This is a genomic window from Bordetella sp. (genome assembly GCF_051960075.1).
Classification (GTDB): Bacteria; Pseudomonadota; Gammaproteobacteria; order Burkholderiales; family Burkholderiaceae_B; genus Bordetella.
In genome coordinates this window covers 17,198-42,370 of the sequence record NZ_JBQCER010000066.1, presented here as the reverse complement: position 1 = coordinate 42,370, position 25,173 = coordinate 17,198, and the positions used below count along the sequence as shown (strand labels likewise).

Sequence of the window (25,173 nt, the reverse complement as noted above, 5' to 3'; positions counted from 1 at the left end):
GGCGGGCGCGTCGCCGGGGCTCTCGCTCCCCGCCCGCCCGCCCCCCCACCCCGCCCCCCCCTGCCCCCCCCCCCCCCCCCCCCCCGGGCCGCAGGACGGATCAAGAACCAAACATACGTACTAAGAACCCGGCGAAGACTGCAGCAGCATCCGGTACTGGCTAGGCGTCATCCCCACCGTCGCCTTGAATTGCCGCGTAAAGGCGCTGTGATCGTTATAGCCGCACAACGTGGCGATATCGGTGATGCTGGCATCTCCCGCCAGCAACCCCGACGCCGCGTCCAGCCGCGCCTTGATCAGCATCTGCCGCGGCGTCAAATGAAAGATCTTGTGGAAATACCGCTCGATCTGCGCCACCGACATATGCGCCTGCCTGGCCAGCAGCGGCAACTGCAGCGGCCCGGCGTAATTTTCCTGGATATGGCGCGCCACCACCGCCAGACGCTGATACGCGGGATGGCTGCCCTCGGGTGCCTGCAGATCGCGCGAAATGCCGGCCACGCCCACCACCACGCCATGCGTATCACGCAGCGGCAGCTTGGTCGTCATGCACCAGCCGGGCTGACGTCCCGGGTAGAGATGCAGTTCAAGCTGTTCGATCAGCTTGTTGCCGCTCGCGATAATGGCCTTGTCCTGCGCCGTATAAATGCGGCCGAAACGGGTCGGAAAAACCTGCTCCGCCGTCTTGCCCAATAGGCCGCGCGAATCTTTGAATCCGCAGCGCGCGGCCAGCGTGCGGTTGGCCAGCACATAGCGCGCTTCGTTGTCCTTTACGAAGAACACCACGTCGAGCATGGTGTCGAACACCGGTTCGAGCAAGGTGAAATGCGCAACCATGCGAGCCAGATCGCTCGCGGGAACGGCGGCCAGCGAAGCGGAATCGGTTGAGTTCATGCCGCGCTCATCCGCCTGGGGCCCGCTTTAGGCCGCGTCCGTGCCGGCCAGATCGGCCAGTGTGCCGATCCGCGTCGGAGACAGGGGCGGGCGTGTGTTCACGGGCTGCCAGCCGAAGCAGAACGCCGCTGCGCCGCCGCAGATGCGGCCTTGGCAAGGGCCCATGCCGCAGCGCGTGTGCAGCTTGGCCATGCGCCACGAGTCGTGCGCGGCGATCTGTCCGTGAGTCACATCTTCGCAGCGGCAGAAGAGGGTGTCGTCTTTGGGCAGCGTGCGCAGCGACGGGTTCAGCGCGAAGGCCGCATGCAAGCGCCTGGAAAAATTGCGATATCGTTCGCGCTCGGCGAAGAGCTGGCGCGCGGCGTCCTGCTGCCCCAGCGCGGCGTGCGCGGCGATGCGGCCCTCGAGCGCCGACAGCTCCATGCCGCCCACGCCCGTGCATTCTCCAGCGGCATAGACGTCGGGCTGCGACGTGCGCTGCCAGACATCGACCTGAACTGCCGTGGCGTCGGCATAAGGGGCCGACGCGCAGTCCAGCGCCGCCGCGAGTTCGACGTTCGGCAGCAGACCGTAAGCGCAGGCCAGCCGATCGCAACTTAGGTCGATGCTACCTCCGGGGCGTTGAACGGTTACGCCGCGCAGCAGGTCGTCGCCATGGGCTGCGACGACCTGCGCGTCGCACCAATAGGGCGTGTGGCGCAAATCCAGTCGCAGACGGATGGCCTGCACAAGCTTGGCCGGGGTGAAAGCCAGCGAGCGCGCGAAGCGCGCAACGGATTGGTGCGAAGCCTGTTCGACGATCGCTATGATCTGCGCGCCTTGCTCTTGCGCCGTTTTGGCGCTGGCCCACAGCAGCGGGCCGCTGCCGGCCAGCACGATGCGTTGGCCCGCGACCGGCGTGCCGCCCTTGATGAGCGCCTGCAGGCCGCCCGCGCCGGTCACGCCGGGCAGGGTCCAGCCGGGATAGGGCAGAAAGCGTTCGCGCGCGCCGGTGGCGAGGATCAGGCGGTCGTAGCCCAGCACATGGCCTTGCTCGGCGTCTTCCACTTGCAGGCGCTTGCGCTCCAGAGGCTGCGTCACACGTGTGCCGGGCAGGCGCGTGAGGTTCGGATGGCGCGACAGCGCGTCCAGCAGCTCGCGCGCCGCGCCCTTGGGCGGATGAGAAGGTCCTTGCCGCCAGATCTGGCCGCCAGGCAGAATGTTGTCGTCGACCAGGCCGACGCGTGCGCCGGACTGCACGGCGACTTGCGCTGCCGACAAGCCAGCCGGGCCGGCGCCAATGACCAGGATATCGAATTGCATGGTGTGCGTGTTCATCACATGCGCGCTCCGCCGTCTGCCGCGGCCGTCTCGACCCGCATGCCCGCTGCGCAGAGCGTCTGGCAGGCCAGTCGGTGTGCGTTGCCGTCGATGGTCACGCGGCATTCCTGGCACACGCCCATGCCGCACAGCGGTCCGCGCAAGGCGCCCGAGACAGAGCGCCGCGTGATCACGCCGCTGCCTTCGGTGTCGACCACGGCGCACGCGATCGCGGCGGCTACCGTGCTGCCGGCCGGCACCGCGATGCAGCGGCCGTCGATGTCGAGTTCGATGCGTTCAGCCATGAGCAGCGCTTCCTTTGTTAAGCCGTGCCGGCAGGTAGGGCGTGACGTCGATGGGAGAGGTCTGCTCGAGCATTTGCGCCGCGATCAGTTTCGCGGTGCCCAGGGCCGTGGTGACGCCCAGGCCTTCGTGCCCCACGGCCAACCAGGTGTTCGGATGCGCCGAGCTTTCGGGCAAGGCAGGGCCGATCAGCGGCAGGCCGTCCAGGGTCGAGGGCCGAAAACCCGTCCAGGCGCGCAGCGCGTTCAAGGCGGGCAAGCCGGGCATGAACTCGGCGGCGCGGCGCAGCATGCGCGCCAGCACGGCCGGCTCGACGGCCGGATCGGTCGTATCGAACTGGCGCGAGGAGCCGATCAGCAACTGGCCTGTGGGACGGGGCTGAACATTGAAGGCGACCGATGTGCCGCTGGTCTGGTGCGCGCTCTTGATGTAGCCGAGTTCAAGAATCTGGTGCCGCACGACGCCGGGATAGCGATCGGTGATCAGCAGGTGGCCTTTCTTGGGAACCAGCGGCAGGCCCGGCATCAAGGCCGGCGCTGCCAGGCCGTTGGCCAGCAGAACCGCGCCGGCGGCCACGATTGCGCCGTCGGCGAGCCGCACGCCGTTGCGTTCGATGGCGACCACATCGGCGTCGCCGCGCACGTCGATGCGCCCGGCCAGCGGTTGTTCGAGCAGCCAGGCAGAGGCGGTCGGCGCATAGACCACGGCGTCATCGGGCACGATCATGCCGCCCGCCAGGCCTTCGCGCAGCGCCGGCTCGGCTTCGCGCAATTGCGCCGCGTCCAGCATCGAGCAGGCGATGCCCCGAGCTTGCAACACCTGCTGACGGGCGCGGGCTGCCGCCATTTCTTCTTCGTCGGCCGCCGCCCAGACCGTGCCGCAGCGCACGAAGGCCTGCCTGGCCTCGAGTCTGGGCGCGAGCGCCAGCCATAAGTCGCGCGACCAGGCGCTCAGGGCGAATTCGGCGGGCGGGTCGTCCATGACGACCAGATGACCCATGCCGGCCGCTGTCGTGCCGGTGCCGATGCCGGCGCGATCCAGCACAAGCACCCACAAGCCCTGTGCGGCCAGTTCGTGCGCGCAGGCCGCGCCGACGATGCCTGCGCCGACGATGACGACGTCAGGTCGGGCCGCGCCGGACAGCGGGCCTTGCGTCATAGCGCCTGTAGACCGTAGGCAAACGGGTCGTCCGCGCCGAACAGCAGCGTGCCTTGCCCGCTCACATGGGCATGGCCGCGTATGCTGGGCACCACTTGGTCGGTGGGCAGGCTGGCGTCGCGCTCGTAGCTGGCTTCGAACACGCTGCCGACAATGCTTTCCTGGCGCCAGACGTTGCCGGGTTCCAGCTCGCCGGCCGCGGCCAGGCAGGCCACCTTGGCGCTGGTGCCGGTGCCGCAGGGCGAACGGTCATAGGCCTTGCCGGGGCACAGCACGAAGTTGCGGCTGTCGATGCCGGGCTTGGGCGATTCGGCGAAGAGTTCGATGTGATCGATTTCGGCGCCGTCTTTGCCCGTGATGCCTTGTTCGCCGAGCGCACGGCGCATGGCCCAGGTGAATTCGGTCAGCGCGTCCACGCGCGAGAAATCGAGCTGCTGGCCGTGATCGGCCACCAGGAAGAACCAGTTGCCGCCCCAGCCGATGTCGCCGTGTACGCGGCCGTGGCCGGGAACGTCGAGCGCCACGGCGTGCTTGTAGCGATAGGCCGGGACGTTGCGCACGGTGACGCTGCCGTCGTCGTGCAGTTGGGCTTCGACCACGCCGACCGGGGTTTCGATGCGGTGCCTGCCCGGCTCGATGCGTCCCATGTGCGCGAGCGAAGCGACCAGGCCGATAGTGCCGTGGCCGCACATGCCCAGAAAGCCGACGTTGTTGAAGAAGATCACGCCGGCCGAACAGGTCGGGTCCGATGGTTCGCATAGCAGCGCGCCCACCAGCACGTCGGAGCCGCGCGGCTCGTTGACGATGCCGGCGCGCAGGCCGTCGTGCTCGTGCTTGAAGCGGGCCAGGCGTTCGCTCAGCGAACCTTTGCCCAGGTCCGGGCCGCCGTCGATCACCAGGCGGGTCGGTTCGCCGCCGGTGTGGGAGTCGATGATGTGTACGGTTTTCATGAGAATAATCGTATGTCGGCCGCGGCCATGGCGTCTTGCGCAACTGGCGCGGGTTGCATGACGATTTTTGCATAATGCCCGCAGGCCGGTCGCGCCGGATCGCATGCCCGCGGCATGCCGTCATGCCCGCCGGCGTGACAGGAGAAATTCGCGCAATTCGTCGCTGACGTGTCCGATGTGGCGCTTCAGAAGCGCGGCCGCCTCCTGGGCCTGGCCTTTGCGGCACAGGTTCACCAGCTCGGCGTGCTCGGTCTCGGCCTGCGCCGCGCTTTGCCGCGACAGCGAAAGCTGCAGGCGCGTGTAGCGGTCCGTCTGCTGCAGCAGCGAGTTGACGATGCTCGCGGTTTTGGGTTGGTCGGCCCGCGACATCAGGCGCTGATGCAACTGCGTGTTCAGCTCGCCCCAGCGCGCCGGGGAATTCGCATGCAGCTCCTCGCTGTATTCCGCCAGGATGCGGTCGAGCTCGGCGAAGTCGGATTCGGTCAGACGCGGCGCCGATTTGCTCAGCAGCATGGGTTCGAGCAGGGCGCGCAGTTCGAAAAGTTCCTCGATCTCGGCGACGGAAAGTTCGGAGACGATCGCGCCTTTATGCGGCAGGATTTGGATCAGTCCCTCGCTTTCCAATTGCACGAAGGCTTCGCGCAAGGGGATGCGGCTGATGCCGAATTCGGCCGCCAGGGCGTCCTGCCGCAACTGGAAACCCTCGGCCAGCTCGCCTTCGATGATTCTGCGCCGCAGTTCATCGGCGGCCGCCTGCGCCCGGGTGGCGTGGCCCAATGCGGAGCGCGTCGTGTTCATGTTGTCGCTCGAAAATGGATTTGTCTTGGGCGGGCCCAGCGGCAAGACCTCCGCGCTGCGCCTCTGGCTTGCGGCCCTTGAGGGGGGGTTATCTTGGTGCGGTCCGACGGCAAAAAACAAGCGGCCAGTTTTTCGACGGCCGCTTGTTCGACTCCGGATCGATGTCCCGATCGGCAGATTTTACTTCTTGTTGTCCTTGGACCAGTTGGCATACCAGCTGCGGAACAGGGCGTACTGCGTCTCGGCGTAACGGCGCTGCGAGTCGCTCAAAGCATCCGTTTCGTTGAAGTGCAGCGTGTATTCCTTGTCGCCGTTGAGCACCATCAGGTACTTGTAGTAGAGGACCAGGTCGGTGCCTTCGTCGAAGGACGACAGCACGGCCAGAGCGCCTTCGAGCTCCTGCGCCTGGCGGCGGGCGACGGCGTCGCCCTGATAGGCTTTTTTGCACAGATCGACCAGCTGCAGCACTTCGCGCGGCAGGGCGTTGCCGATGCCGGTGATGGCGCCGGTCGCGCCGCAGTTCACGAAACCGTGGAACACCTGGGTGTCGACGCCGGCCATCAGGGTCACGGTGTCGTCTTTGGACGTGATGTGCTCGGCGGCATAGCGCATGTCGGCGGCGCCGCCGAATTCCTTGAAGCCGATCAGATTCGAATACTTGGCGCGCAGTTCGAAGAACAGATCGGCGCGCGTGGCGAAACCGTAGTAGGGGCTGTTGTAGATGACGGCGGGCAGCTTGGGCGCCGCTTCGAGGATGGCTGCAAAGTGCGCCTTCTGCGCGGCGGCGGACGAGCCGCGCGACAGCACGCGCGGGATGACCATCAAGCCCTGGGCGCCAACCTTGGCGGCGTGGGCGGCATGCGACACCGCTTCCCTGGTGTTCACGGCGCCGGTGCCGACGATGGTGGGGATGCCGGCAGCGACCAGCCGGGCCACGCCTTCCTGGCGCTGGGCTTCGGTCAGCAGAGGCCAATCGCCCATCGAGCCGCAGTAGACGACCGCGCTCATGCCGATCTCGACCAGCTCGCGGCCCTTGCGCACGAGGGCGTCGAAATCGGGCTGGCGGTCGGCGGTGCAGGGCGTCATCAGGGCGGGGATGGTGCCGGTGAAGATATTGCTCATGGTCGTTCCTCGAAACAGGCTGGGGTGGGTTTGGAGCTTTAGCCAGCTCGGTGCCGGCCACGCGCAAGACGAAGCATATCCCGATTTGAATATTTTATACAATATCCAAAATGTAAAAATAGATCGTACGCGGGGCGGTTATGCGCCACCCGGCAAGGGCGATAAAAAAGCGCCCGCTTAGGGCGCCGTTGGGGGTTACGCCGGGTACAGGGCCCCTAGCACTCGGGGGCCGCGCGCGCCGGTCACCTCGGGCACGCCGGCCGCGAGGCCGTCCACGTGCATCTGCGCCAGCCAGGCGAAGGCCAGCGCCTCCATCCATTGCGCGGCCACGCCGGCCTCGTCCGTCGCGTGCACCGGACGCTGGAGGGCGTCGGCCAGGTCGCGCATCAGCCCGGCATTGCGCACGCCGCCGCCGCAAACCAGCAGCTCGGCGGCCTGGGGCAGAGCGGCGTTCAGCGCGTCGGCCACCGTTTGCGCCGTGAAGCGCTGCAAGGTGGCCTGCACGTCGGCCGGCGTCTTGTGCTGCCAGCCCGCCAGCCGAGCATCCAGCCAGGCCGCGTTGAACAGATCGCGGCCCGTGGATTTGGGCGGGGGCAATTGCAACCAGGGCTCGCTGGCGATCAGAGCCTGCAAAAGTGCGGCATCGACGCAGCCGCTTGCCGCCCAGCGGCCGTCCGCGTCATAGGTTTGCCCGGTATGGCGCTGGCACCAGACATCGAGCAGCACGTTTGCCGGGCCGGTGTCGAAGCCGCGCGGCGCCTGACCGGGAGCCAGCAGCGTCAGGTTGGCGATCCCGCCCAGATTGAGCACGGCGCGAGGCGCATTGCCGCCGAACACGGCGGCATGAAAGGGCGGCACCAGCGGCGCGCCTTGTCCGCCTGCGGCCACATCGCGGCTGCGGAAATCGGCCACCACGTCGATGCCGGTGAGTTCTGCCAGCAGCGCGGGCGCATTGAGCTGAATGGTGTAGCCCTTTTCGGGACGATGCCGCACGGTCTGCCCGTGTGCGCCGATGGCGGTCACGTCCGCGGCGGACAGGCTCGTATCGGCCAGCAGGCGCTCCACAGCCTGCGCGTAGAGCTTCGCCAGCGCATTGGCCGCGCCTGCCGCGCGTTCCAGTTCGTCGTGCCCCGCGGCGTTGAGCGCCAGCAGTTCGGCGCGCAGAGCTTGCGGCATGGCCAAGGCCACGCCGGACAGGGTTTGCGGGCGGCCGTCGGCGGTCAGACGCATCAGCACGCCGTCCACGCCGTCCAGGCTGGTGCCCGACATCAGGCCGATGAAAAGACGGTCGGCATCCCGGGGAGCATGTCGATGAGGGGTTGGTGCCGGCATTCGAGGGCTCGCTTGGCTGCGGACAGCTCATTGGATGGAAAGACCGTCCATCGTAGCAAGAGATCCGCCGTGCCTTGTCTGCCTGTCGGGGCCGGCACGTCGCAGATGTCTGCTTTCAAGCGGCCGGCGTTTCCGTCGTCTGCTCGGTCAGCACGCTTGCGATCTGCTCGCGTATCCAGCGATGCAGCGGGCTTTGATGGGTTCGCTCGTGCCAGGCCATGGCGATTTCTATGGTCGGGGCGGATAGCGGCAGCGGCAAGGACTTGAGCACATGCGACCGTGCGTGTGCCAGCGTTGCCGGGAAGACCGCGATGAGATCGCTATCGCACAGGATCTGCTCGGCCGCCAAAAAGCTGGGCACCGACACCGTGCCGCGGCGCGATAGATTCAGCTTGTGCAGCACGCCGTCGGTGACGCCGGAAAAATCTCCGCCCATCGGCGACACGATCAGGTGCTTCATGGAGGCAAACTCTTCCGGGCTTAGCATGTCGCCGCGAAACGGATGATCGCGTCGCATGACGCACACCAGATGTTCCCGAAAGAGCGGGCGCATGTGCAGGCGGTCGTGGTGGATCAGCGTGCTGCACCCGACGAGCAGGTCCACTTGACCCGACGCCATATGGCTGTCCAGGGCCGGAATCATGGCGCGTGTGCCCGGCACGAATCCCAGCTGTATGCCCGGCGCGGCATCGGCCATGGACGCGAACCATTTCCCGATGCGGCATTGGACGGCATCGCTGGCGCTGATCATGATTACGGCTTGGGCGGTGCTCAGGTCGAAGTCTTCGCGCTGCACGATGGCGCGAAAGCCGTCGACCAGCTCCGACAGGCGCGGAGCGATGCCCAGCGCCCGCGGCGTGGGTGTCATGGCGCGTGCACCCGGGATCAGCAAAGGGTCGTCGAACATGCGGCGCAGGCGCGCAAGCTGCGCAGAAACCGCCGGCTGGCTGCTGCGCAGCTTGGCTGCGGCGCGTGTCACGCTGCGTTCGGCCAGCAGCGTCTCCAGGGTCAGGAGCAAATTGAGGTCAAGACGATTTTCCATAATTAAAATCTTATATTAAGAATATATGAAATCTATTTGAATTATAGAACGACCGGGCGCACTATTCGTTCAAGCAAGGATTAAGCGTTAACCCTTAATCGTTAACCCTTGTTTAACACCTTATTCGTCTAGGAGCATCACCATGAAAAAGACCCAAATTCTCTCCGCCCTTACCATTTCGGCTGCCCTGGGCCTGGCCGGCATTTCCACCGGCGCCGTGGCCGCCACGTCCGGCAATCTGCTGGGCAGTGTCGTCGCCTCGGCCCCGGCCGATCGCACGGTCTCGCTGGCCGGCAACACCAGCAAGGTCTTCGTCAATTGGGGTGAAACGGTGAACTTCGTGGCCGCCAACGGCCAGAAATTCGCGGTCAAGTTCGACGGCGCGCGCAACGCCTTCAACCTGCAGGATCTGGTCCCGGCCGGCGCGCTGAGCCACCCGGTCAATGTCTACGTACAGAGCGATTTCACGAACCTCGGCTCGTGATACCCCGGTGTGACTTCTCCCTGCGGCGCTCGTCGCCGGCGTCAGGGAGAAAGCCGCCTGGCGGCGTACGCGACATGCGATTTTCGAGCCTGCGGCGGGGTAGTCCGCCCGGGGTCGATGACAGACGCAGACCAGCCCCGCGAAGCGATGTGCCGAGCGGGGATTTTTTTATATCTTCGTCAAAGTGCGCGCGTCCTGCTAGAGCGAGGCGACGCTGTCGTTTCCGGACACGTCCTGCTCTGGCATCCTGGCCAGCATGCGGATCTCGTCGCGGTAGGGCGCCAGCGTCTTGGCGAAAGCCGCCCGCTCGCCGGGCTCGAGCGAGCGCGCCACCGGCAGGTCGACCGACAGCGGATCCACGGGCCGGTTGTCGACGCGGAACTCATAATGCAGGTGCGGACCGGTGGCCCAGCCCGTGGCGCCCACATAGCCGATGACCTGGCCCTGAGATACGGTGTCGCCCTTGCTCAGGCCGTCGGCGATATGGCTTTGATGCGCGTAAACGGTGGAGTATTTGCCGTAGTGCTTGAGGATGACCACATTGCCGTAGCCGTTCTGCCAGCCGGCGTACTCGACCACGCCGTCGGCCGTGGCATGGATGGGCGTGCCCGACGGGGCGGCGTAGTCCACGCCCATGTGGCCCGTCCAGGTCTTGTGCAGCGGATGCAGGCGCATGCCGAAGGTCGAGCTGATACGGGTGAATTTGAGGGCGGTGCGAAGAAAAGCGCCGCGCAGGCTGTTGCCGTCGAAATCGTAATAGGCTCCGGAGGCGGCATCGGGATCGAACCACACGGCGCTGTATGACTTGCCGTCGTTGACGAACTCAACGGCCAGCACCCTGCCTGCGCCGACATAGCGACCGTCATGCGTGCGGGTCTCGTACACCACGCGGAAGCGATCGCCCTGACGCAGATCGTGCAGAAAATCGATCTTGGCGCCCAGAATGTCGGCGATCTGCAGTGTGACCGCGTCGGGAATGCCGGCCTCGTCCGTGGCCGCAAAGAGCGACGAGCGGATCACGCCCTCGGCCAGATTGGTTTGCGTCGAGGTGCTCTCGGCGCGCTCCCGGGCGGTGTAGCCGCCCTGTCCGTCCGCCTCGACGACCAGCACGCGGGCCGTGTCGGCCTGTTCCGGGTTCTCGTCTTTTGCGTTGGGTGTATGCACATAGCGCAGCCAGGCCAGATTGCCCTGATCATCGGTGGCGGCGCGCACGGTGCGGCCCGGATAGAGTTTGTAGATGCTGCGCGCGCCGCTGTCCTGAGTGAGAAAGGCCAGCAGCCCGGGATCGTAGGCGTCCAGCCGCTGCAGCACAGCGGCGAGCGTGTCGCCGCGACGGATGCGCGTTTCGCTGACGAAGGGCGCGGATCCGGCTTCCCCGACTTGAATGTCGCCCGGCTTGAGCGGCAGGGGGCGGGTGATGAGATGCTGAACAGGGGGCGCCGGTTCGTTCCTGGGAACCATGCCCAGGGCGGCTGCCGCAGCGAAAAAACCGACGGCGCAGGCAATCAGGGTTCGGCGAAACAACGTGGCGCTGCGGCTGCTCGTCTTCGGGGCGATAAAAAAGCGTCGAATCACGGGGAAATGGATCTATGGGGATGTTTTGATTTGTTGTGAAAATGCTACAATTTTGCGAGCAGCGTGGCCGGGGGCGGGTCTTCGCTATTGCATGGCGCAAGCGCTGCATGCTAATCGAATTGCCGCGAAATTTCGACCGCCGATACGCTCGAATATCACTGCGCCGGCCCTGACGGGCGGTGTGTTTACAATTTTTATTGCATCCTTCTCATTTATCTCTCGGTTTCTTCGCACTTCATGTCCCACTTCCAAGCCCAAGAATCGACCGGCGCAGCCGCTCTCGCCATGACTCACGAAGTCGAAGCCGACATGCGCATAGCCAAGCGCGGCTGCGACGAACTGCTGGTCGAAAGCGAATTCGCCCGCAAACTGGCGCGCAGCCGCGCCACGGGCGTGCCGCTGCGCATCAAGCTCGGACTGGATCCCACCGCGCCCGACATCCACCTGGGCCACACGGTGGTGCTCAACAAGATGCGCCAGCTGCAGGATCTGGGCCACACCGTCATTTTTCTTATTGGCGACTTCACCTCGATGATCGGCGATCCCAGCGGCCGCAACTCCACGCGCCCGCCGCTCACGCGCGAGCAGATCGAAGCCAACGCCAAGACCTACTATGCCCAGGCCAGCCTGGTGCTCGATCCCGAGCGCACCGAGATCCGCTATAACTCCGAGTGGTCCGACCCGCTGGGCGCGCGCGGCATGATCCAGCTCGCCTCGCGCTACACCGTGGCTCGCATGATGGAGCGCGACGACTTCACCAAGCGATTCAAGGGCGGCGTGCCCATTTCGGTGCACGAATTTCTCTATCCGCTGATGCAGGGCTACGACTCGGTGGCGCTCAAATCCGACCTGGAGCTGGGCGGCACCGACCAGAAGTTCAATCTGCTGGTGGGCCGCGAACTGCAGAAGGAATACGGTCAGGAGCCGCAGTGCATCCTGACCATGCCGTTGCTCGAAGGCCTGGACGGCGTCGAGAAGATGTCCAAGTCCAAAAACAACTACATCGGCATTTCCGACGCGCCCGAATCGATGTTCGGCAAGATCATGTCGATCTCCGACACGCTCATGTGGCGCTACTACGAGCTGCTGTCCTTCCGCTCGCTTGACGAAATCGCCGCGCTGCGCACCGAGATCGAGGCCGGACGCAATCCGCGCGACGCCAAGGTGCAGCTGGGCCTGGAGATCGTCGGTCGATTTCACTCCAAGGCCGCGGCAGACGGCGCGCTGGCGGCTTTCGAAGCGCGTTTTCGCGATGGCGCCATGCCGGAAGATATGCCCGACGTCTCGGTGGCCGGCGCGCCCATCGGTATCCTCAAGTTGCTGCGCGAAGCCGGCTTGGTTGCCTCGGGCGCCGAAGCGCAGCGCAATATCGAGCAGGGCGGCGTGCGCATCGATGGCGCGCGCGTCGAAGACAAATCGTTGCAATTGTCTGCCGGCTCCTATGTGCTGCAGGTGGGCAAACGCAAATTCGCTCGTGTTACTTTGAGTTAACCGGCCTGGCGCGAGCCTCAGGGTGCCGCGCGGGTTCCCGCGTTGCGGGAACCGGGCCAGGGTCGGCCCGCACTGGGCTGCGCCGACCCGATACCCGCCAGTAGGAGATGTCATCATGAAGCTATCGAGTCTTTCTTTTGCCGACCAGGAGCGGATCCCGGAACGCTACGCCTTTTGCAAGATCGATCCGCAGTCGCATGTCGTGCTGGCCGACAACTTCAACCCCCAGTTCTCCTGGCACGACGTTCCGGCCGGCGTGCGCTCGTTCGTGCTGATCTGCCACGATCCCGACGTGCCCTCCAAGCCCGACGACGTCAACCAGGAGGGCCGTATCGTGCCGGCCGACCTGCCGCGTATCGATTTCTTCCACTGGCTGCTGGTGGATCTGCCGGCCGACCTGCGCGAGATCGACGAAGGCGCCTTTTCCAACGGCATCACGCCGCGCGGCAAGGGCGGGCCGCTGGCGCCGATGAATGCGCGCCAGGGTGTAAACGACTACACGGCCTGGTTCGCCAGCGACCGCGACATGAGCGGCGACTACTTTGGCTACGACGGTCCCTGCCCGCCCTGGAACGACGCCCTCATGCACCATTACGTCTTCACGCTTTATGCGCTGGATATCGAAGAGCTGCCGGTCCAGGGCAGTTTCAAGGGCGCCGACGTTCTGAGCGCCATGCAGGGACACGTGCTGGACCAGGCCTCGGTCACGGGCATCTACACCCTCAATCCCGAGCTTGCGCCCACGCGCATCGGCGCCGCTGCCAGCAGCTGAAGCGGCGGCACTGCCGTCGCTCGCGGCCCGCCATGCTGGCGGGCTTTTTCATGGGTTAAAATCCTTTCGATTGCCTTCACCCTGCGTAACTGGCGAATCCGTGGGTCACCACAAGGAAGCGCAGGGGTCTTCAGCGCCGGGGGCGGCGTACGTGTATTTGCGCTGCGCCTGGTCGCCTGCCGTTCGCCTGGGCTGATAGTTGGGCATTTCGTAGCAGTAGCAACGATCCCCATCAACCATCCAGAACGACAAGGACCTCACGCTATGTTCGATCGCAACCTCACCGTCGACAAGGTCGACCCCGAAGTCTGGGCCGCCATCCAGCAGGAAAACACCCGGCAGGAACAGCACATCGAGCTGATCGCCTCCGAAAATTACGCCAGTCCCGCCGTCATGCAGGCGCAGGGCACGCAGCTCACCAACAAATACGCCGAAGGCTATCCGGGCAAGCGCTATTACGGCGGCTGCGAATTCGTCGACATTGTCGAAGCGCTGGCTATCGAGCGCCTGAAAAAGCTCTTTGGCGCCGAAGCCGCCAACGTGCAGCCCAACTCGGGCTCGCAGGCCAATCAGGGTGTCTACAACGCCGTGCTAAAGCCCGGCGACACCGTGCTGGGCATGAGCCTGGCCGAAGGCGGCCACCTCACGCACGGCGCGTCGGTCAACCAGTCGGGCAAGCTGTACAACTTCATCCAGTACGGCCTGGACGCCAACGAAGTGCTCGACTATGCCAAGGTCGAAGCCCTGGCCCGCGAGCACAAGCCCAAGATGATCGTGGGCGGCGCTTCGGCCTATTCGCTGCACATCGACTTCGAACGCCTGGCCCGCATTGCGCACGACAACGGCGCGTTGTTCATGGTCGACATCGCCCACTACGCGGGTCTGGTGGCCGGCGGCGTCTATCCCAACCCCGTGCCGCATGCCGACTTTGTCACTTCCACTACGCACAAATCCCTGCGCGGCCCGCGCGGCGGCGTCATCATGATGAAGGCCGAGTTCGAAAAGGCCGTCAATTCCGCGATCTTCCCCGGCATCCAGGGCGGCCCGCTGATGCACGTCATCGCCGCCAAGGCCGTAGCCTTCCAGGAGGCCCTCTCGCCCGATTTCAAGGTCTACGCGCAGCAAGTGGCCAAGAACGCCAAGTTGCTGGCCGACACGTTGGTCAAGCGCGGCCTGCGCATCGTCTCGGGCAAGACCGAAAGCCACCTCATGCTGGTCGATCTGCGCGCCAAGGGCATTACGGGCAAAGAGGCCGAAGCGGTGCTGGGTCAGGCCCACATCACGGTCAACAAGAACGCCATTCCCAACGATCCGGAAAAGCCCTTCGTCACCAGCGGCATTCGCGTGGGCACTCCGGCCATGACCACGCGCGGCTTCAAGGAAGCCGAAGCCGAACTCACCGGCAACCTCATCGCCGACGTGCTCGACAACCCGCGCGACGAAGCCAACATCGCCGCCGTGCGTGCCCGCGTGAACGAGCTCACCGCGCGTCTGCCGGTCTACCGAGGCTAAAACGGCTGCTTTGCGCCACACACGGCTGCTTTCGGGCAGCCGTTGTCGCATGCGCGCTGTCCAAGCGATCCCGTCCCCATTACAATCGCCGTAATAACCGGGTCATCCTCGAGGGTATGCGCATGAAGTGTCCTTTCTGCGACAACGGCGATACGCAGGTCGTGGATAGCCGCGTCTCCGAAGAAGGCGACACGATTCGCCGCCGCCGCCGCTGCCTGGCTTGCGACAAGCGTTTCACCACTTACGAGCGCGTCGAACTCGTCATGCCGTCGGTGGTCAAGCGCAACGGCATCCGCGTCGAATACGACGCGGCCAAATTGCGGGCCAGCCTTGCTCTGGCGTTGCGCAAACGCGCCATCAGCACTGCCGACGTCGATGCCGCCGTCGCGCGCATCGAAGAAAAGCTTCTGGCCAGCGGCATGCGCGAGGTGCCCAGCGAACGCATCGGCGAATTGGTCATGGGCGAATTGAAGAAGCTCGACAAGGTGGCCTACGTGCGTTTTGCCTCGGTTTACAAGAGCTTCGAAGATATCGGCGAATTCATCGATGCCATCCGCGAAATGCAAGGCCCGCCTGCGCCGGGCAAGCTGCGCAAAGAATAAATCGGTTGACGCTAATGTGCGCCGGCGCGCAGCGCGCCGGGCGTGTTTGGCGCATGACGCCGCCAAACCCTCCTCAGATGATGCGCCGAGCCGAAGCCCGCGCGCTCGGCCACCTGCTCCAGGCTAAGCCGCGTTTCGCGTATCAGCTCGCCCGCCAGGGTGAGTCGTATGCGATAGAGATAGTCCATGGGCGTGCAGCCGGCGTGTTCGGTGAACAGCCGGTTGAGGTGGCGCGCACTGGTGTGCGCCATGTCCGCCAGGTTGGCGGCCGACCAGTCCGCCGCAGGCTCGCGCAGAATGGCGTCCTGCACCCGATGCACCGCTGGGTGCACATGGTTGCGGCCTTCCAACCAGGGCGAGAGTGCCGGATCCTGGCCGGCACGGCGCAGGTACACCACCATATGCCGCGCCGTTGCGCTGGCGATCTGCGGTCCGCAGACGCGCGCCACGAGATGCAGAGCCAGATCGATGCCGGCCGTGATGCCCGCGCTGGTGTAGAGATTGCCGTCTTCCACGAAGATGCGATTGTCCAGGACGCGGACAGTGGGGTCGAGCTCGGCCAACTTGGCCAGACAGGTGTGATGGCTGGTGCATTCGCGCCCGTACAGCAGGCCTGCCCTGGCCGCCAGCAGCGCGCCGGCGCATACCGAGATGAGCGTGCAGCCCTCGGGCAGGCCACGTGCGAGCCAGTCCACCACGGCGCAGATCTGCGGATCCTGCCAATCCGGGCCCGAGCCGATCTGGCCCGCCAGGACCACCAGCGCGTTCGCGGGCAGTCGGGCGGGCAGGGGCTCCAGCCGACTCAGATACAGGCCGGCAAAGCCGGTTTCCAGTTCGTCGGCCGGTCCGCAGTAGTGCTGCGCGAAGGTCCCCGGCGCAAACAGGTTGGCCGAGCGGAACACCTCGCTCGGTCCGGCCAGATCCAGCAGGACGATATCGCGCGTGACGATGAAATAAACCGGGATGGTCATGTGGTCCGCTCGCTGCTGGCTGCGCGCTTGCTCGTCCCGGGCGATCAGTCGGCCAAGGCCTGCGCGGCCGGCAGGATTTTGGCGAAGCGGTTCACCAGTACCAGCTCGGTGTGGTCCTTGATCTCTTGCGGCGTATAGACGCGGCCCGAAGGACTGGTCATCGCGAAGGTCAGCGTGGCGTCCATGGCGTATTTCACTTTGAAGCCGTCGTCCGAGGCATGGCGTGCCGTGGTTTCGCAGCATTGTTCCGTGCGGATGCCGCAGACGATCACTTCTTCGATGCCGTGTTCGCGCAGCCAGGTCTGCAGGCTGGTGCCTTCGTCGTCGAGCCCGTAGAAAGACGAATGCACCTTCTTGTAGAACACGTCGGTCGTGCGCGGCATTTTCAACTCGGCCAGCGTCTTTACATAGCCCGAGTCGCGGCTGAAGACGCTCGCGGGCTTTTCGGGCCCGTGAATATGGAACACCTGCAGGATGGGAACGCCGCGCGCCGCGGCGGTGTCGAGCAGGTCTTGCGTGGCCTGGATGAAGGCGGGCAGGTCCGCGTCGCTCCAGAAGGGCAACTGGCGGAAGGATTCCTGGATGTCGATGGCGATGACGGCTTGTTTCATGATGACCTGTGAGTGACGGAAACAGACATGGAAGAGGAGGCGCAATCGGGATTGTGCACCCTGCGGGTGGAAGCCGGGTTGGCGGCAAGCTCGCCGGAAGGTCGCCGGGGCCGGGGCACGAATTCGCCGCCGCAGTTAGGGCAGCGCCCGCCCAGCACCGTTTCCACGCAATCTTGGCAGAAAGTGCATTCGAACGAGCAGATGCGCGCGCTCGGGTCGTTCGGCGGCAGGTCCCGGTCGCAGCATTCGCAGCTAGGTCGCAGTTCCAGCATAAGGCTCTCCTGGTGGGGAATGTTGGTATTCTGTCCGCAAAGACGGCCCCGCGCGAGATAGGCGGCGGACTTTCACCAGACCAAAACGGACATGACGATGAGCGTGCTGCTGGAACAAAATTTCGAACGCACCCTGGACGCCTGGGTACGCGAGTTTTCCGACCCGTCATACGAGGGCGCCCAAATCGAAGCCTGGCTCTTCGAAGACGAGGCCGCTCGCCGAGACGCCGAGCGCCGACTGGCCGATGCCGGCGTGACCGCGAAGTTTCGCAGCGCCTACAAGCCGCTGGTGCACTATTTTCTGGAAGACGCGGACCGTGACGGATTGCAGGCCGTGTCCATCCGCTATCCGGTGCACGAGGCCGCGCTGGCCACGCGTTTTACGCTGGAGGCGTATCCGCTGGCCGGCATGCTGGAAGGCGTCGAACTGTCGTTCGCGGCCGGCGACGACGCGCTGTATTACGGGGTCGAGCTGCGCTATGAGGATGGCCGCACCAAGCGCGCATGGGTCTACGCGCCCAACCGTCTGGGCAAAGACTACGCCGGGCAGGATGCCTTGTCTCCCACCGGCTGGGTGCGCGCCGTCGATGCCGGCGGCGTGCGACTGGACGAGGCGCGCGACACCGAGTTGTCGCTGGTCTACGAAGCCGCCATGGATGCTGTGAGCGGGCATCCCTGGGGCGATAGCGAACCCTATTTCGAACGCCTGGAAATCCGCATCGACATACCCGCCATCGAACGAGCCCTGGGCTATGGCGACGAGGTGATGAGCACCGTCGAGGCGCTGCACGAAGACATCTACTTCGGTCTGCTGGAAGTGTTCCAGCGGCATTCGGGACGGCCGCTGGGCAGCCGCGGCCTGCAGCCGGGGCAGATCATTCCCGACGTGCGCCGCGCCGCGCAGGGCGGCGGCGCATCGGTGCGCGTTTCGACCGAGGCATACGACGCTGTGACGGACGTCGCGCCCGACGCGCCCGGGCTGCCGCTGGAGCAGATCGACGCGCCGCTGACGCCCGCGCGCATTGCCCACGAAATGCGGCAGATCGGCGGCGAACCCTACGCCGTTCGCACGCGCCAGGGTCGACCCGTGCTGTGCACCTACGTCCAAGGCAGCGGCCCGGCCGTACTGATTTCCGGCGGTCAGCACGCCAATGAGGCCTCGGGCGTCGTGGGCGCGCTGCGTGCCGCGCATACGCTAAAAAAGCGCCCCGGCGCGCATTTTGCGTTGATCGCCTCCGAGAACCCGGACGGCTACGCCATGTATGCGCGTCTGCGCGAGCACAACCCGCGGCACATGCTGCACGCCGCGCGCTACTCGGCCCTGGGCGACGACCTGGCCTATCGCGAGCGCGAGCCCGCCTACGAGTCGGCCGCACGCCGCCAGGCCTTGGACGTCAGCGGAGCGCAGCTGCACGTCAATCTGCACGGCTACCCTGCGCATGAATGGACGCGCCCTTTGGCCGGCTATCTGCCGCGCGGCTTCGAATCGTGGACCCTGCCCAAGGGCTTCTTTTTGCTGCTCAGGCATCACCCCGGCTGGGGCGACAAGGCGCGTGCCCTGATGGCCGAAGCGACCCGCCGACTGGCCGAGCGCATGCCCGAGCTGGCCGCCTTCAATGCGCGCCAGCTCGCGGTTTTCCGAGCCCATGCCCTGGAGCAGGGTTTCGAAACGATGCACGGCATTCCCGTGCTGGTTGCCCAGAGCGAGGCCGAGGCCGCGCCGCTGGCGCTCATCGCCGAGTTCCCGGACGAGACCCTCTACGGCGAGGCTTTTCGCTTCGCGCAGTCGGTGCAGACCGAAACGGTGCTGGCGGCGGTGCAGGCCTATCTGGCGCTGTGAGGCCAGGGGACTGCCGACAGGCCCTGGACATACAATCGATCGCTATGGCCGACTCCTCGCCGCAAGACCTTGCCCTTATGCGCCGCGCCCTCGATTTGGCGCAGAGTGTGCTCTACACCACCTCGCCCAATCCGCGCGTCGGCTGCGTGATCATGCGAGGCGGTCAGGTGCTGGGCGAAGGCGCCACCCAGCCTCCCGGCGGCCCGCATGCCGAGATCGGTGCCTTGCGCGATGCCCAGGCCCGCGGTCATTCGGTCGAGGGTTCCACGTTTTATGTCACGCTGGAGCCGTGCAGCCATTACGGCCGTACGCCGCCCTGTGTCGACGCGCTCGTGGCCGCCATGCCCGCCCTCTTCGTGGTCGCCATGGGCGATCCCAATCCCCAGGTCAACGGCCGCGGCCTGGCCAAACTGCGCGCGGCCGGCATTGCGGTCGATGTGGGCCTGTGTCTGGACGAAGCCCTGGCGCTCAATCCGGGGTTCGTGGCGCGCATGCGGCGCGGCACGCCCTGGACCTGGCTCAAACTGGCAGCATCGCTCGACGGCCGCAGCGCGCTGCGCAACGGCGTGTCGCAATGGATCACCGGCCGCGAGGCCCGCGCCGACGGCCATCACTGGCGCGCCCGCAGCTGCGTGGTGCTCACCGGCATGGGCACGGTGCTGGCCGACGATCCCCGACTCAATGTGCGCGACGTCGATACGCCGCGCCAGCCGCGCAAGGCCGTGGTCGACGGCCGCTTCGTCATTCCCGAAGACGCGCGCCTGTTCGACGGAACCGAAGTGCTGGTATTTACGGCCAGGTCCGATCCGGCCAAGGCCGAGCGCCTGGCGCTCAGAAACGTAAAGACCATACTCATGCCTGGCGCAGACCCTTTGCGGGTCGATTTGCCTGGCATGATGCGCTGGCTGGGCGAGCACGATGTCAACGAAGTGCATGTCGAAAGCGGCGCGAACCTGTCAGGCGCGCTGCTGTCGGCCGGCTGTGTCGACGAACTGCTGGCCTATCTGGCGCCCATGCTGCTTGGCGACGCACAGGGCATGGTGCACTTGCCCGCGCTCGACAGCCTGGACGCGGCGCAGCGCTTCGAATTCATCGAGACGCTGCGTCTGGGTGCCGATGTGCGGCTGCGCGCGCGCCTGGCGCAGCACTGGCAGGCGTTGCGGTCGGGGCTGGATGCCGCGCCGCCGTCGGCTTGAGTGTTTTTTCAATACACTTATTAAATATCCGTTTGAAGGACATCCCGTCATGTTTACCGGTCTCGTCGCGGCAGTGGGCCGCATCGTCGACGTCCAGCCGCTTCCTGGCGGCCAAGAGGCGGGCGTGCGGCTGAAGATAGATGCGGACGGCCTGGACCTGGGCAATGTGGGCCTGGGCGATTCGATCGCGATACAGGGTGCCTGCATGACGGTGATATCTCTGCCCTCCGCCGGGCAATTCGAGGTCGACGTGTCGCAGGAAAGCCTGCGCCGCACCGTGGGGCTCAACCGAGAGGGCGAGGTAAATCTGGAGAAATCGCTATGCGTGGGCGACCAGATCGGCGGCCACCTGGTGTCGGGCCATGTGGACGGCTTGGGCGAAATCGTGAGTTTCGACACCGTGGGCGAATCGCGCGAGCTCGTCATCCGCATACCAAAGTCATTGGCGCGCTATCTGGCCTACAAGGGTTCGGTCACCGTCAACGGCATCAGCCTCACGGTCAACCGGGTGCGCGACGACGAAAACGGCTGCGAGATCAGCATCAACATCATCCCGCACACGCAGCAGGTGACTACGCTGCGCAACGTGGGCGCGGGCGACAAGGTCAATATCGAGATCGACACCATTGCGCGGTATGTGGAGCGCATGTTGTCCACACAGTCCTAGGGCTGTGCGTTTCGATAGAGCATTTATTGGCAATATTTCGCGAGATTGCGATATGAGCGGCAGACTCCCCGCGTTTCATCCCGATTCCGCCACGAACGAACAGCAAAGCGTGCTGCGCGAGATCCTGAACGGGCCGCGCGGCAATCTGAACGGGCCTTTTCTCGGGTGGATCCACAGCCCGGAGCTGGCCCAGCACGCGCAACGCCTCGGGGCGTTCTGCCGCTATCAGACGGGATTGCCGCTGCGCCTGTCCGAATTGGCCATCCTGGTGACGGCGGCGCAATGGAAGTCGCAGGCGGAGTGGCACATCCATCATCCGATCGCGCTCGAGGCAGGGGTGCCCGCTGCAACGGCGGAATCGATACGCGTCGGCGAGCCGCCTGTATTCGAACACCCGGACGATGAATTGATCTTCAGCTTCGCCACTGAGCTTTATGCGGCCAAGCGGGTTTCCGACGAGACCTATGACCAGGCGGTCGCACGATTCGGACATACCGTCGTCGTCAACCTGGTCGGCTTGCTCGGCTACTACGCGCTCGTGGCCATGACGCTCAACACCTTCGACATGCGCGCGCAAGGCCAGTCCACGCTGCCGTTCGAAGAGCCGGCCGACCGGTAGCCAGCACCGCGGCGATTTCAGTAGTGCACGAAATCTTCGTTGCTATCGGGGATCGCGCTCAGCAGCGGGTCCAGTCCGAAGCAATCCAGGCGTCGCGCAGCGCTGACCAGGGTCGCATATAGCTTTTGCGCCAGGCTGCGATGCCGGGCGCCGCCGCGGCGCAATTCCCGGTGTTGCCGCACAGCGAAGCGCATGGGGCAGCATTGCATGAAAGACTCCTCTGAATCCGCGCCCTACCAGCGCGCGCCGGCCGATGCGACCAACCCGGCCAGCACGTCGCGCAGCCCGGTCGGGCCGAAGCGCCTCTCGGTGCCTGCTGCCGCGTCGACCCACCCGTTATTCTGCGCATCGCTCGTTTCGATGACGAGATCGGCCATGTTCGGATTCATCCCCGCCTGCTCAAGCACAGTGGACCATTTCTCGCGCGGCAGGGCATACGCGCCGACGTCGCGGTCGCACACCTCGGCGAGCGCGTGCGCGGCATCCTCGGCACTGTATCGCTGTGCCGCCTCCACGCTCACGATGCGTACGCCGCTGGCGGCCGGCTCGTCGAGCAGCAGCTGTGCGGCAACGACGCCGACGTCGTGCGCCGACACGGTCGGAAACCGCTTGTCGATCGGATGGTACAGCGTGGCAAGAACCCCGTTGGACATCGCGTGCGGCAATACGCGTATCCAATTCTGCATATGTGGGGCGGAGCGCAGCAGGGTAAGCCGCGGCGCAATCTCCTTGAATTTCGCTTCCATCTCGCCGTACAGCATCGGTATCCCTATCCCGTCGGCCACTTCAGCGCCATAGTCCGACAAGGCGAGCACGTGCAGGTGCGGATGGTCGCCCAGGACGCGCGCGGTCGTGGCGATCGTATGGCGCATCTCGGCGGCAGGGTCCGCTGCCCCATACGGCACGGGGCACAGCATCTGCACAGCCTGCGCGCCTTCGAGCGCGCGCCGCACGGACACCTCGTCGCCCAGATCGGCGATCGCGACTTCACATCCCAGCCGCCACAGCGCTTCGCCCTGAGCCGGATTGCGCACGATGGCGCGCACCTCGCGTCCCTCTCTCCTGAGTGCCGCCACAGTCGAGCGTCCAACCTTGCCTGATGCGCCAAAAATTACGTACATGATGCGTCTCCCGATTCGACCAGCGCCGAGCTTACGCAGCCTCGAACGTGAAAGCGCGCGGAAACGGAGGAATCGCAGCAGATTCGGATGACGATCTGCGCCGCGGCCGCCGCGCCAAGGCTGGAAATGAAGCAGAATAGGGCGTTCGGCCAGTCGGCCGGGAAGGATCGGACGATGAATCTCGCTCATATCGCGCTGGAGCCGCATTCGGGCCAACGCGTCAGCCTGTTGTCCAGCGCCTCGCTGGGCTGGTCCGGTTTCGGCGCGGACATGTTCGGAATCTCCGCGGGGCGGCATCGCATTCCCGGGTTCAAGCATCATCGCGTCGGTGTGCATGTCGGCGCGCCTGTCAACGCAGTTTGCCGTTGCGACACTTCACGCTCGACGCGGATCCAGGCGCATGGCGACGTCGACGTCATTCCCGCCGGCCTCGATGGCGAATGGTCCGACGATGCCGACTGTACCGTCCTCGGCATCTGGTTCTCGGACGAGCTTGTGCGCAAGACCTGCGATCAGCTCGGCCTGAAGGCGGCCGATGCGCAAATCCATCACCGGCTCCAGTGGCGCGATGCGCGCTTCCAGCATATGGCATGGGCGCTGCGCGCCGAGCTCGAAGCCAAGGATACCTGCGATCCGCTTTTCGCCGAAAGCCTGTGCACGGGCATGATCGTGCGCCTGGCAGGCGCCCAGGTGCAGCGCGACCGCAGACGGCGTGTCTTGTCGCCCAGGGCGGCGGCGCGCGTTCTCGACTATATCGAGGCGCATCTCGATGCACCCCTCACGCTCGGCGAGCTGGCCGCGCTGGTCGAGTTGAGCGTGCCGCATTTCAAGGTGCTGTTTCGCGAAACCGTGGGCGTCCCCGTGCACAGGCATGTCGTGCTGCGTCGGCTCGATCGGGCCAAGTCCTTGCTGATGCAAGGCAAGATGAGCGTGGGGCAGGTGGCGCTGGAAGCAGGTTTCGCGCACCAAAGCCATATGGCCGCGTGGATGAAACGCGAGTTCGGCATGACGCCGCGCGACGTCCTGCGCAGTTCCCTCTAGAGATGACAGGCTAAGCCGGCCAATAATTCTCGAAGACGCAATCTCGCAGCGGTTTGCGCTCGGCCCATCCTTCGATTTCCAGCATGGGCGCGTCATAAAACTGTTCGACGTGTCCGAGGCACAGGATCGCGACCGGCTTGGCGCCGGCGGGCATGCGCAGAATCTCGCGCACCGCGTCCGGATCGAAAATCGACACCCAGCCCAGGCCCAGGCCCTCGGCGCGGGCGGCCAGCCACATGTTCTGAATGGCGCAGGCGACTGAGGCCAGATCCATTTCCGGCAGGGTGCGCCGCCCGAAGACATGGCCTTCGCGGCCGTCCATCAGGCCCACCACCAGTATTTCGGCGCATTGGCGCATGCCTTCCACCTTCAGGCGCATGAACTCGTCGCGGCGCTTGCCCAAGGCATCGGCGGTTTTCAACCGTTCGCGTTCCACCTCGGCGTGCAGCGTCTCGCGCAATGCCGGATCGGTGATGCGCAGGATACGCCAGGGCTGCATGTAGCCGACGCTGGGCGCATGGTGCGCGGCATCGATCAGGCGGCTCAGGGTAGCGGCGTCGACCGGGGACGATGCGAAGTGGCGCATGTCGCGCCGCTCGTGGATGGCGCGGTAGACCGCCGCCCGTTCGGATTCGCTGAAAGAATGCCCCATGCAAGAACGCCTTCTAGGCGGATAGTCGGTTGAAAGGTTGCGCAGAAGACTGTACCCCAGGCCAGGCGCAGACCTTGTTCCGACAGCTACCAGGTTGTGCGCATTGCCCGCGCACGGATCATTCGCCGAACAGATTGCGTTGCACTTGTTCCAGATGCTGTGACAGCAGCGCGCCGGCGCGGACGGCATCGCGGTCGCGCAGCGCCGCCACGATAGCCCGGTGCTGGCGTTCGTATTCCTGGCGTCGCTGCGGCGTGAGCGAATTGCGCTTGAGCCTGCCCCACTCGCCTTGTTCGCGCGCGCGGTTGGTCAGCGCCAGGTTCTGCACGAAGAGGGCATTGTGCGTGGCCACCGCGAAGGCCTTGTGCAGTTCGCCGTCCCAGCGCTCGAAATCCTCGATGGTCTGGGCGGCTTCCGAGCGGTCCAGGCAGGACTGCATGGCGGCGAAATCGGCAGCCGTGGCGTGCCGCGCGATCAGGATGGGCATCAGCGGCTCGATCAGCCTGCGCGCCTCCATGAGCTCGGCCGGACTGACGTGCATGTCCAGCCAGCCAGCCTGATTGGAACTCGCAAGCCCGTCGGCGCCATGCAGCACGAAGGTGCCGCTGCCGGCGGCCTGCGCGATCAGGCCGCGTTCGCGGAACTGCGCCAGCACGCGCCGCACGGTGCCGCGCGAGGTGTTGAAACGCTGGCTCAGCTCGCGTTCGGGAGGCAGCCTCACACCGGCGCGCAATTGCCCTGCGCACATGGCGTCATTCAAATATGCCGAGAGCGCCTTGGCGCCTGTGGATCTCAAGGCCGTGCGGCCGTCATGCGTGTGTGCGTCGGATTCTTCCACGATGGACTCCT

General features: G+C 65.5%; 27 protein-coding genes and 1 riboswitch. Of the genes, 10 read left to right on the top strand and 17 right to left on the bottom strand.

Annotated features, from left to right (window positions below; genetic code table 11):
• Nucleotides 1-120: 120 nt before the first annotated feature.
• From ACTHJ1_RS11065 to ACTHJ1_RS11025, 9 genes are all read right to left on the bottom strand, one after another.
• Nucleotides 121-894 carry a helix-turn-helix domain-containing protein gene (locus ACTHJ1_RS11065; protein WP_440192042.1) on the bottom strand — a complete coding sequence of 258 codons (774 nt, stop codon included), beginning with the start codon at nucleotides 892-894 and terminating at the stop codon, nucleotides 121-123.
• 27 nt (nucleotides 895-921) lie between these two features.
• Complete coding sequence (locus tag ACTHJ1_RS11060) at nucleotides 922-2,211, bottom strand: FAD-dependent oxidoreductase (RefSeq protein WP_440192039.1); 1,290 nt, start codon at nucleotides 2,209-2,211, stop codon at nucleotides 922-924.
• Nucleotides 2,211-2,498 carry a 2Fe-2S iron-sulfur cluster-binding protein gene (locus ACTHJ1_RS11055; protein ID WP_440192037.1) on the bottom strand — a complete coding sequence of 96 codons (288 nt, stop codon included), beginning with the start codon at nucleotides 2,496-2,498 and terminating at the stop codon, nucleotides 2,211-2,213. The genes ACTHJ1_RS11060 and ACTHJ1_RS11055 overlap by 1 nt, the downstream gene beginning before the upstream one ends.
• Nucleotides 2,491-3,654 (bottom strand): NAD(P)/FAD-dependent oxidoreductase, encoded by a 1,164-nt coding sequence (locus ACTHJ1_RS11050; protein ID WP_440192034.1) that lies wholly within the window; start codon nucleotides 3,652-3,654, stop codon nucleotides 2,491-2,493. Before ACTHJ1_RS11050 ends, ACTHJ1_RS11055 begins: the two co-directional genes overlap by 8 nt.
• On the bottom strand, nucleotides 3,651-4,604 hold the full coding sequence (locus ACTHJ1_RS11045) for a 4-hydroxyproline epimerase (protein ID WP_440192031.1): 954 nt from the start codon (nucleotides 4,602-4,604) through the stop codon (nucleotides 3,651-3,653). Before ACTHJ1_RS11045 ends, ACTHJ1_RS11050 begins: the two co-directional genes overlap by 4 nt.
• 120 nt (nucleotides 4,605-4,724) lie before the next feature.
• Nucleotides 4,725-5,402: a GntR family transcriptional regulator gene (locus ACTHJ1_RS11040; RefSeq protein WP_440192028.1), complete on the bottom strand. Its 678-nt coding sequence runs from the start codon at nucleotides 5,400-5,402 to the stop codon at nucleotides 4,725-4,727.
• Nucleotides 5,403-5,582: 180 nt separating this feature from the next.
• Nucleotides 5,583-6,524 (bottom strand): dihydrodipicolinate synthase family protein, encoded by a 942-nt coding sequence (locus ACTHJ1_RS11035; protein WP_440192025.1) that lies wholly within the window; start codon nucleotides 6,522-6,524, stop codon nucleotides 5,583-5,585.
• A gap of 195 nt (nucleotides 6,525-6,719) precedes the next feature.
• Complete coding sequence (locus tag ACTHJ1_RS11030) at nucleotides 6,720-7,856, bottom strand: anhydro-N-acetylmuramic acid kinase (protein ID WP_440192023.1); 1,137 nt, start codon at nucleotides 7,854-7,856, stop codon at nucleotides 6,720-6,722.
• Between the two features lie 115 nt (nucleotides 7,857-7,971).
• Nucleotides 7,972-8,898, bottom strand: a complete 927-nt coding sequence (locus tag ACTHJ1_RS11025) for a LysR family transcriptional regulator (RefSeq protein ID WP_440192020.1) — start codon at nucleotides 8,896-8,898, stop codon at nucleotides 7,972-7,974.
• 142 nt (nucleotides 8,899-9,040) lie between these two features.
• Here ACTHJ1_RS11025 and ACTHJ1_RS11020 point away from each other — a divergent pair, with 142 nt between their 5' ends.
• On the top strand, nucleotides 9,041-9,382 hold the full coding sequence (locus ACTHJ1_RS11020; RefSeq protein ID WP_440192017.1) for a CzcE family metal-binding protein: 342 nt from the start codon (nucleotides 9,041-9,043) through the stop codon (nucleotides 9,380-9,382).
• A 198-nt stretch (nucleotides 9,383-9,580) separates the two neighbouring features.
• On the opposite strand, the gene ACTHJ1_RS11015 is transcribed toward ACTHJ1_RS11020, so the two are convergent.
• Entirely contained in the window at nucleotides 9,581-10,957 is a 1,377-nt protein-coding gene (locus ACTHJ1_RS11015) for a peptidoglycan DD-metalloendopeptidase family protein (protein WP_440192014.1), read from the bottom strand.
• Between the two features lie 237 nt (nucleotides 10,958-11,194).
• Between ACTHJ1_RS11015 and tyrS the strand changes: the two genes are divergently transcribed.
• The 4 genes from tyrS (at nucleotide 11,195) to nrdR (ending at nucleotide 15,334) form a co-directional block, all read left to right on the top strand.
• Nucleotides 11,195-12,448, top strand: coding sequence for a tyrosine--tRNA ligase (gene tyrS, locus ACTHJ1_RS11010; protein WP_440192011.1), 1,254 nt, complete (start codon nucleotides 11,195-11,197; stop codon nucleotides 12,446-12,448).
• 115 nt (nucleotides 12,449-12,563) lie between these two features.
• Nucleotides 12,564-13,220: a YbhB/YbcL family Raf kinase inhibitor-like protein gene (locus ACTHJ1_RS11005; protein ID WP_440192008.1), complete on the top strand. Its 657-nt coding sequence runs from the start codon at nucleotides 12,564-12,566 to the stop codon at nucleotides 13,218-13,220.
• A gap of 75 nt (nucleotides 13,221-13,295) precedes the next feature.
• Nucleotides 13,296-13,420: riboswitch (ZMP/ZTP riboswitch) on the top strand.
• A 64-nt stretch (nucleotides 13,421-13,484) separates the two neighbouring features.
• A complete protein-coding gene (gene glyA / locus ACTHJ1_RS11000; protein ID WP_440192005.1) occupies nucleotides 13,485-14,732 on the top strand; it encodes a serine hydroxymethyltransferase in 1,248 nt (415 codons plus the stop codon).
• 122 nt (nucleotides 14,733-14,854) lie between these two features.
• Entirely contained in the window at nucleotides 14,855-15,334 is a 480-nt protein-coding gene (gene nrdR, locus ACTHJ1_RS10995; RefSeq protein WP_440192002.1) for a transcriptional regulator NrdR, read from the top strand.
• 11 nt (nucleotides 15,335-15,345) lie between these two features.
• On the opposite strand, the gene ACTHJ1_RS10990 is transcribed toward nrdR, so the two are convergent.
• From ACTHJ1_RS10990 to ACTHJ1_RS10980, 3 genes are read right to left on the bottom strand one after another with little or no spacing between them, the layout of a single operon-like run.
• Nucleotides 15,346-16,305, bottom strand: a complete 960-nt coding sequence (locus ACTHJ1_RS10990) for a GlxA family transcriptional regulator (protein ID WP_440191999.1) — start codon at nucleotides 16,303-16,305, stop codon at nucleotides 15,346-15,348.
• 44 nt (nucleotides 16,306-16,349) lie between these two features.
• Nucleotides 16,350-16,916, bottom strand: a complete 567-nt coding sequence (locus ACTHJ1_RS10985) for a cysteine hydrolase family protein (protein ID WP_440191996.1) — start codon at nucleotides 16,914-16,916, stop codon at nucleotides 16,350-16,352.
• The gene (locus ACTHJ1_RS10980) at nucleotides 16,913-17,188 is read right to left on the bottom strand and encodes a DUF1272 domain-containing protein (protein ID WP_440191993.1); all 276 of its coding nucleotides are present in this window, start codon (nucleotides 17,186-17,188) and stop codon (nucleotides 16,913-16,915) included. The genes ACTHJ1_RS10985 and ACTHJ1_RS10980 overlap by 4 nt, the downstream gene beginning before the upstream one ends.
• A 97-nt stretch (nucleotides 17,189-17,285) precedes the next feature.
• Here ACTHJ1_RS10980 and ACTHJ1_RS10975 point away from each other — a divergent pair, with 97 nt between their 5' ends.
• The 4 genes from ACTHJ1_RS10975 to ACTHJ1_RS10960 are packed head-to-tail and all read left to right on the top strand — an operon-like array spanning nucleotide 17,286 to nucleotide 21,510.
• Nucleotides 17,286-19,028 (top strand): peptidase M14, encoded by a 1,743-nt coding sequence (locus ACTHJ1_RS10975; protein WP_440192045.1) that lies wholly within the window; start codon nucleotides 17,286-17,288, stop codon nucleotides 19,026-19,028.
• A 44-nt stretch (nucleotides 19,029-19,072) separates the two neighbouring features.
• Nucleotides 19,073-20,224: a bifunctional diaminohydroxyphosphoribosylaminopyrimidine deaminase/5-amino-6-(5-phosphoribosylamino)uracil reductase RibD gene (ribD, locus tag ACTHJ1_RS10970; RefSeq protein WP_440191990.1), complete on the top strand. Its 1,152-nt coding sequence runs from the start codon at nucleotides 19,073-19,075 to the stop codon at nucleotides 20,222-20,224.
• A 49-nt stretch (nucleotides 20,225-20,273) separates the two neighbouring features.
• Nucleotides 20,274-20,891, top strand: a complete 618-nt coding sequence (locus tag ACTHJ1_RS10965) for a riboflavin synthase (RefSeq protein WP_440191987.1) — start codon at nucleotides 20,274-20,276, stop codon at nucleotides 20,889-20,891.
• 52 nt (nucleotides 20,892-20,943) lie between these two features.
• Nucleotides 20,944-21,510, top strand: coding sequence for a carboxymuconolactone decarboxylase family protein (locus tag ACTHJ1_RS10960; RefSeq protein ID WP_440191984.1), 567 nt, complete (start codon nucleotides 20,944-20,946; stop codon nucleotides 21,508-21,510).
• Between the two features lie 17 nt (nucleotides 21,511-21,527).
• On the opposite strand, the gene ACTHJ1_RS10955 is transcribed toward ACTHJ1_RS10960, so the two are convergent.
• Together ACTHJ1_RS10955 and ACTHJ1_RS10950 are read right to left on the bottom strand one after the other, a co-directional pair.
• Entirely contained in the window at nucleotides 21,528-21,719 is a 192-nt protein-coding gene (locus tag ACTHJ1_RS10955) for a hypothetical protein (RefSeq protein WP_440191981.1), read from the bottom strand.
• A gap of 24 nt (nucleotides 21,720-21,743) precedes the next feature.
• Nucleotides 21,744-22,631 (bottom strand): NmrA family NAD(P)-binding protein, encoded by an 888-nt coding sequence (locus ACTHJ1_RS10950; protein WP_440191978.1) that lies wholly within the window; start codon nucleotides 22,629-22,631, stop codon nucleotides 21,744-21,746.
• Between the two features lie 174 nt (nucleotides 22,632-22,805).
• Between ACTHJ1_RS10950 and ACTHJ1_RS10945 the strand changes: the two genes are divergently transcribed.
• Nucleotides 22,806-23,672: a helix-turn-helix domain-containing protein gene (locus ACTHJ1_RS10945; RefSeq protein ID WP_440191975.1), complete on the top strand. Its 867-nt coding sequence runs from the start codon at nucleotides 22,806-22,808 to the stop codon at nucleotides 23,670-23,672.
• Nucleotides 23,673-23,682: 10 nt separating this feature from the next.
• On the opposite strand, the gene bluB is transcribed toward ACTHJ1_RS10945, so the two are convergent.
• On the bottom strand, nucleotides 23,683-24,324 hold the full coding sequence (gene bluB, locus ACTHJ1_RS10940; RefSeq protein ID WP_440191972.1) for a 5,6-dimethylbenzimidazole synthase: 642 nt from the start codon (nucleotides 24,322-24,324) through the stop codon (nucleotides 23,683-23,685).
• Nucleotides 24,325-24,442: 118 nt separating this feature from the next.
• Nucleotides 24,443-25,162, bottom strand: coding sequence for a FadR/GntR family transcriptional regulator (locus ACTHJ1_RS10935; protein ID WP_440191969.1), 720 nt, complete (start codon nucleotides 25,160-25,162; stop codon nucleotides 24,443-24,445).
• Between the last annotated feature and the right edge of the window lie 11 nt (nucleotides 25,163-25,173).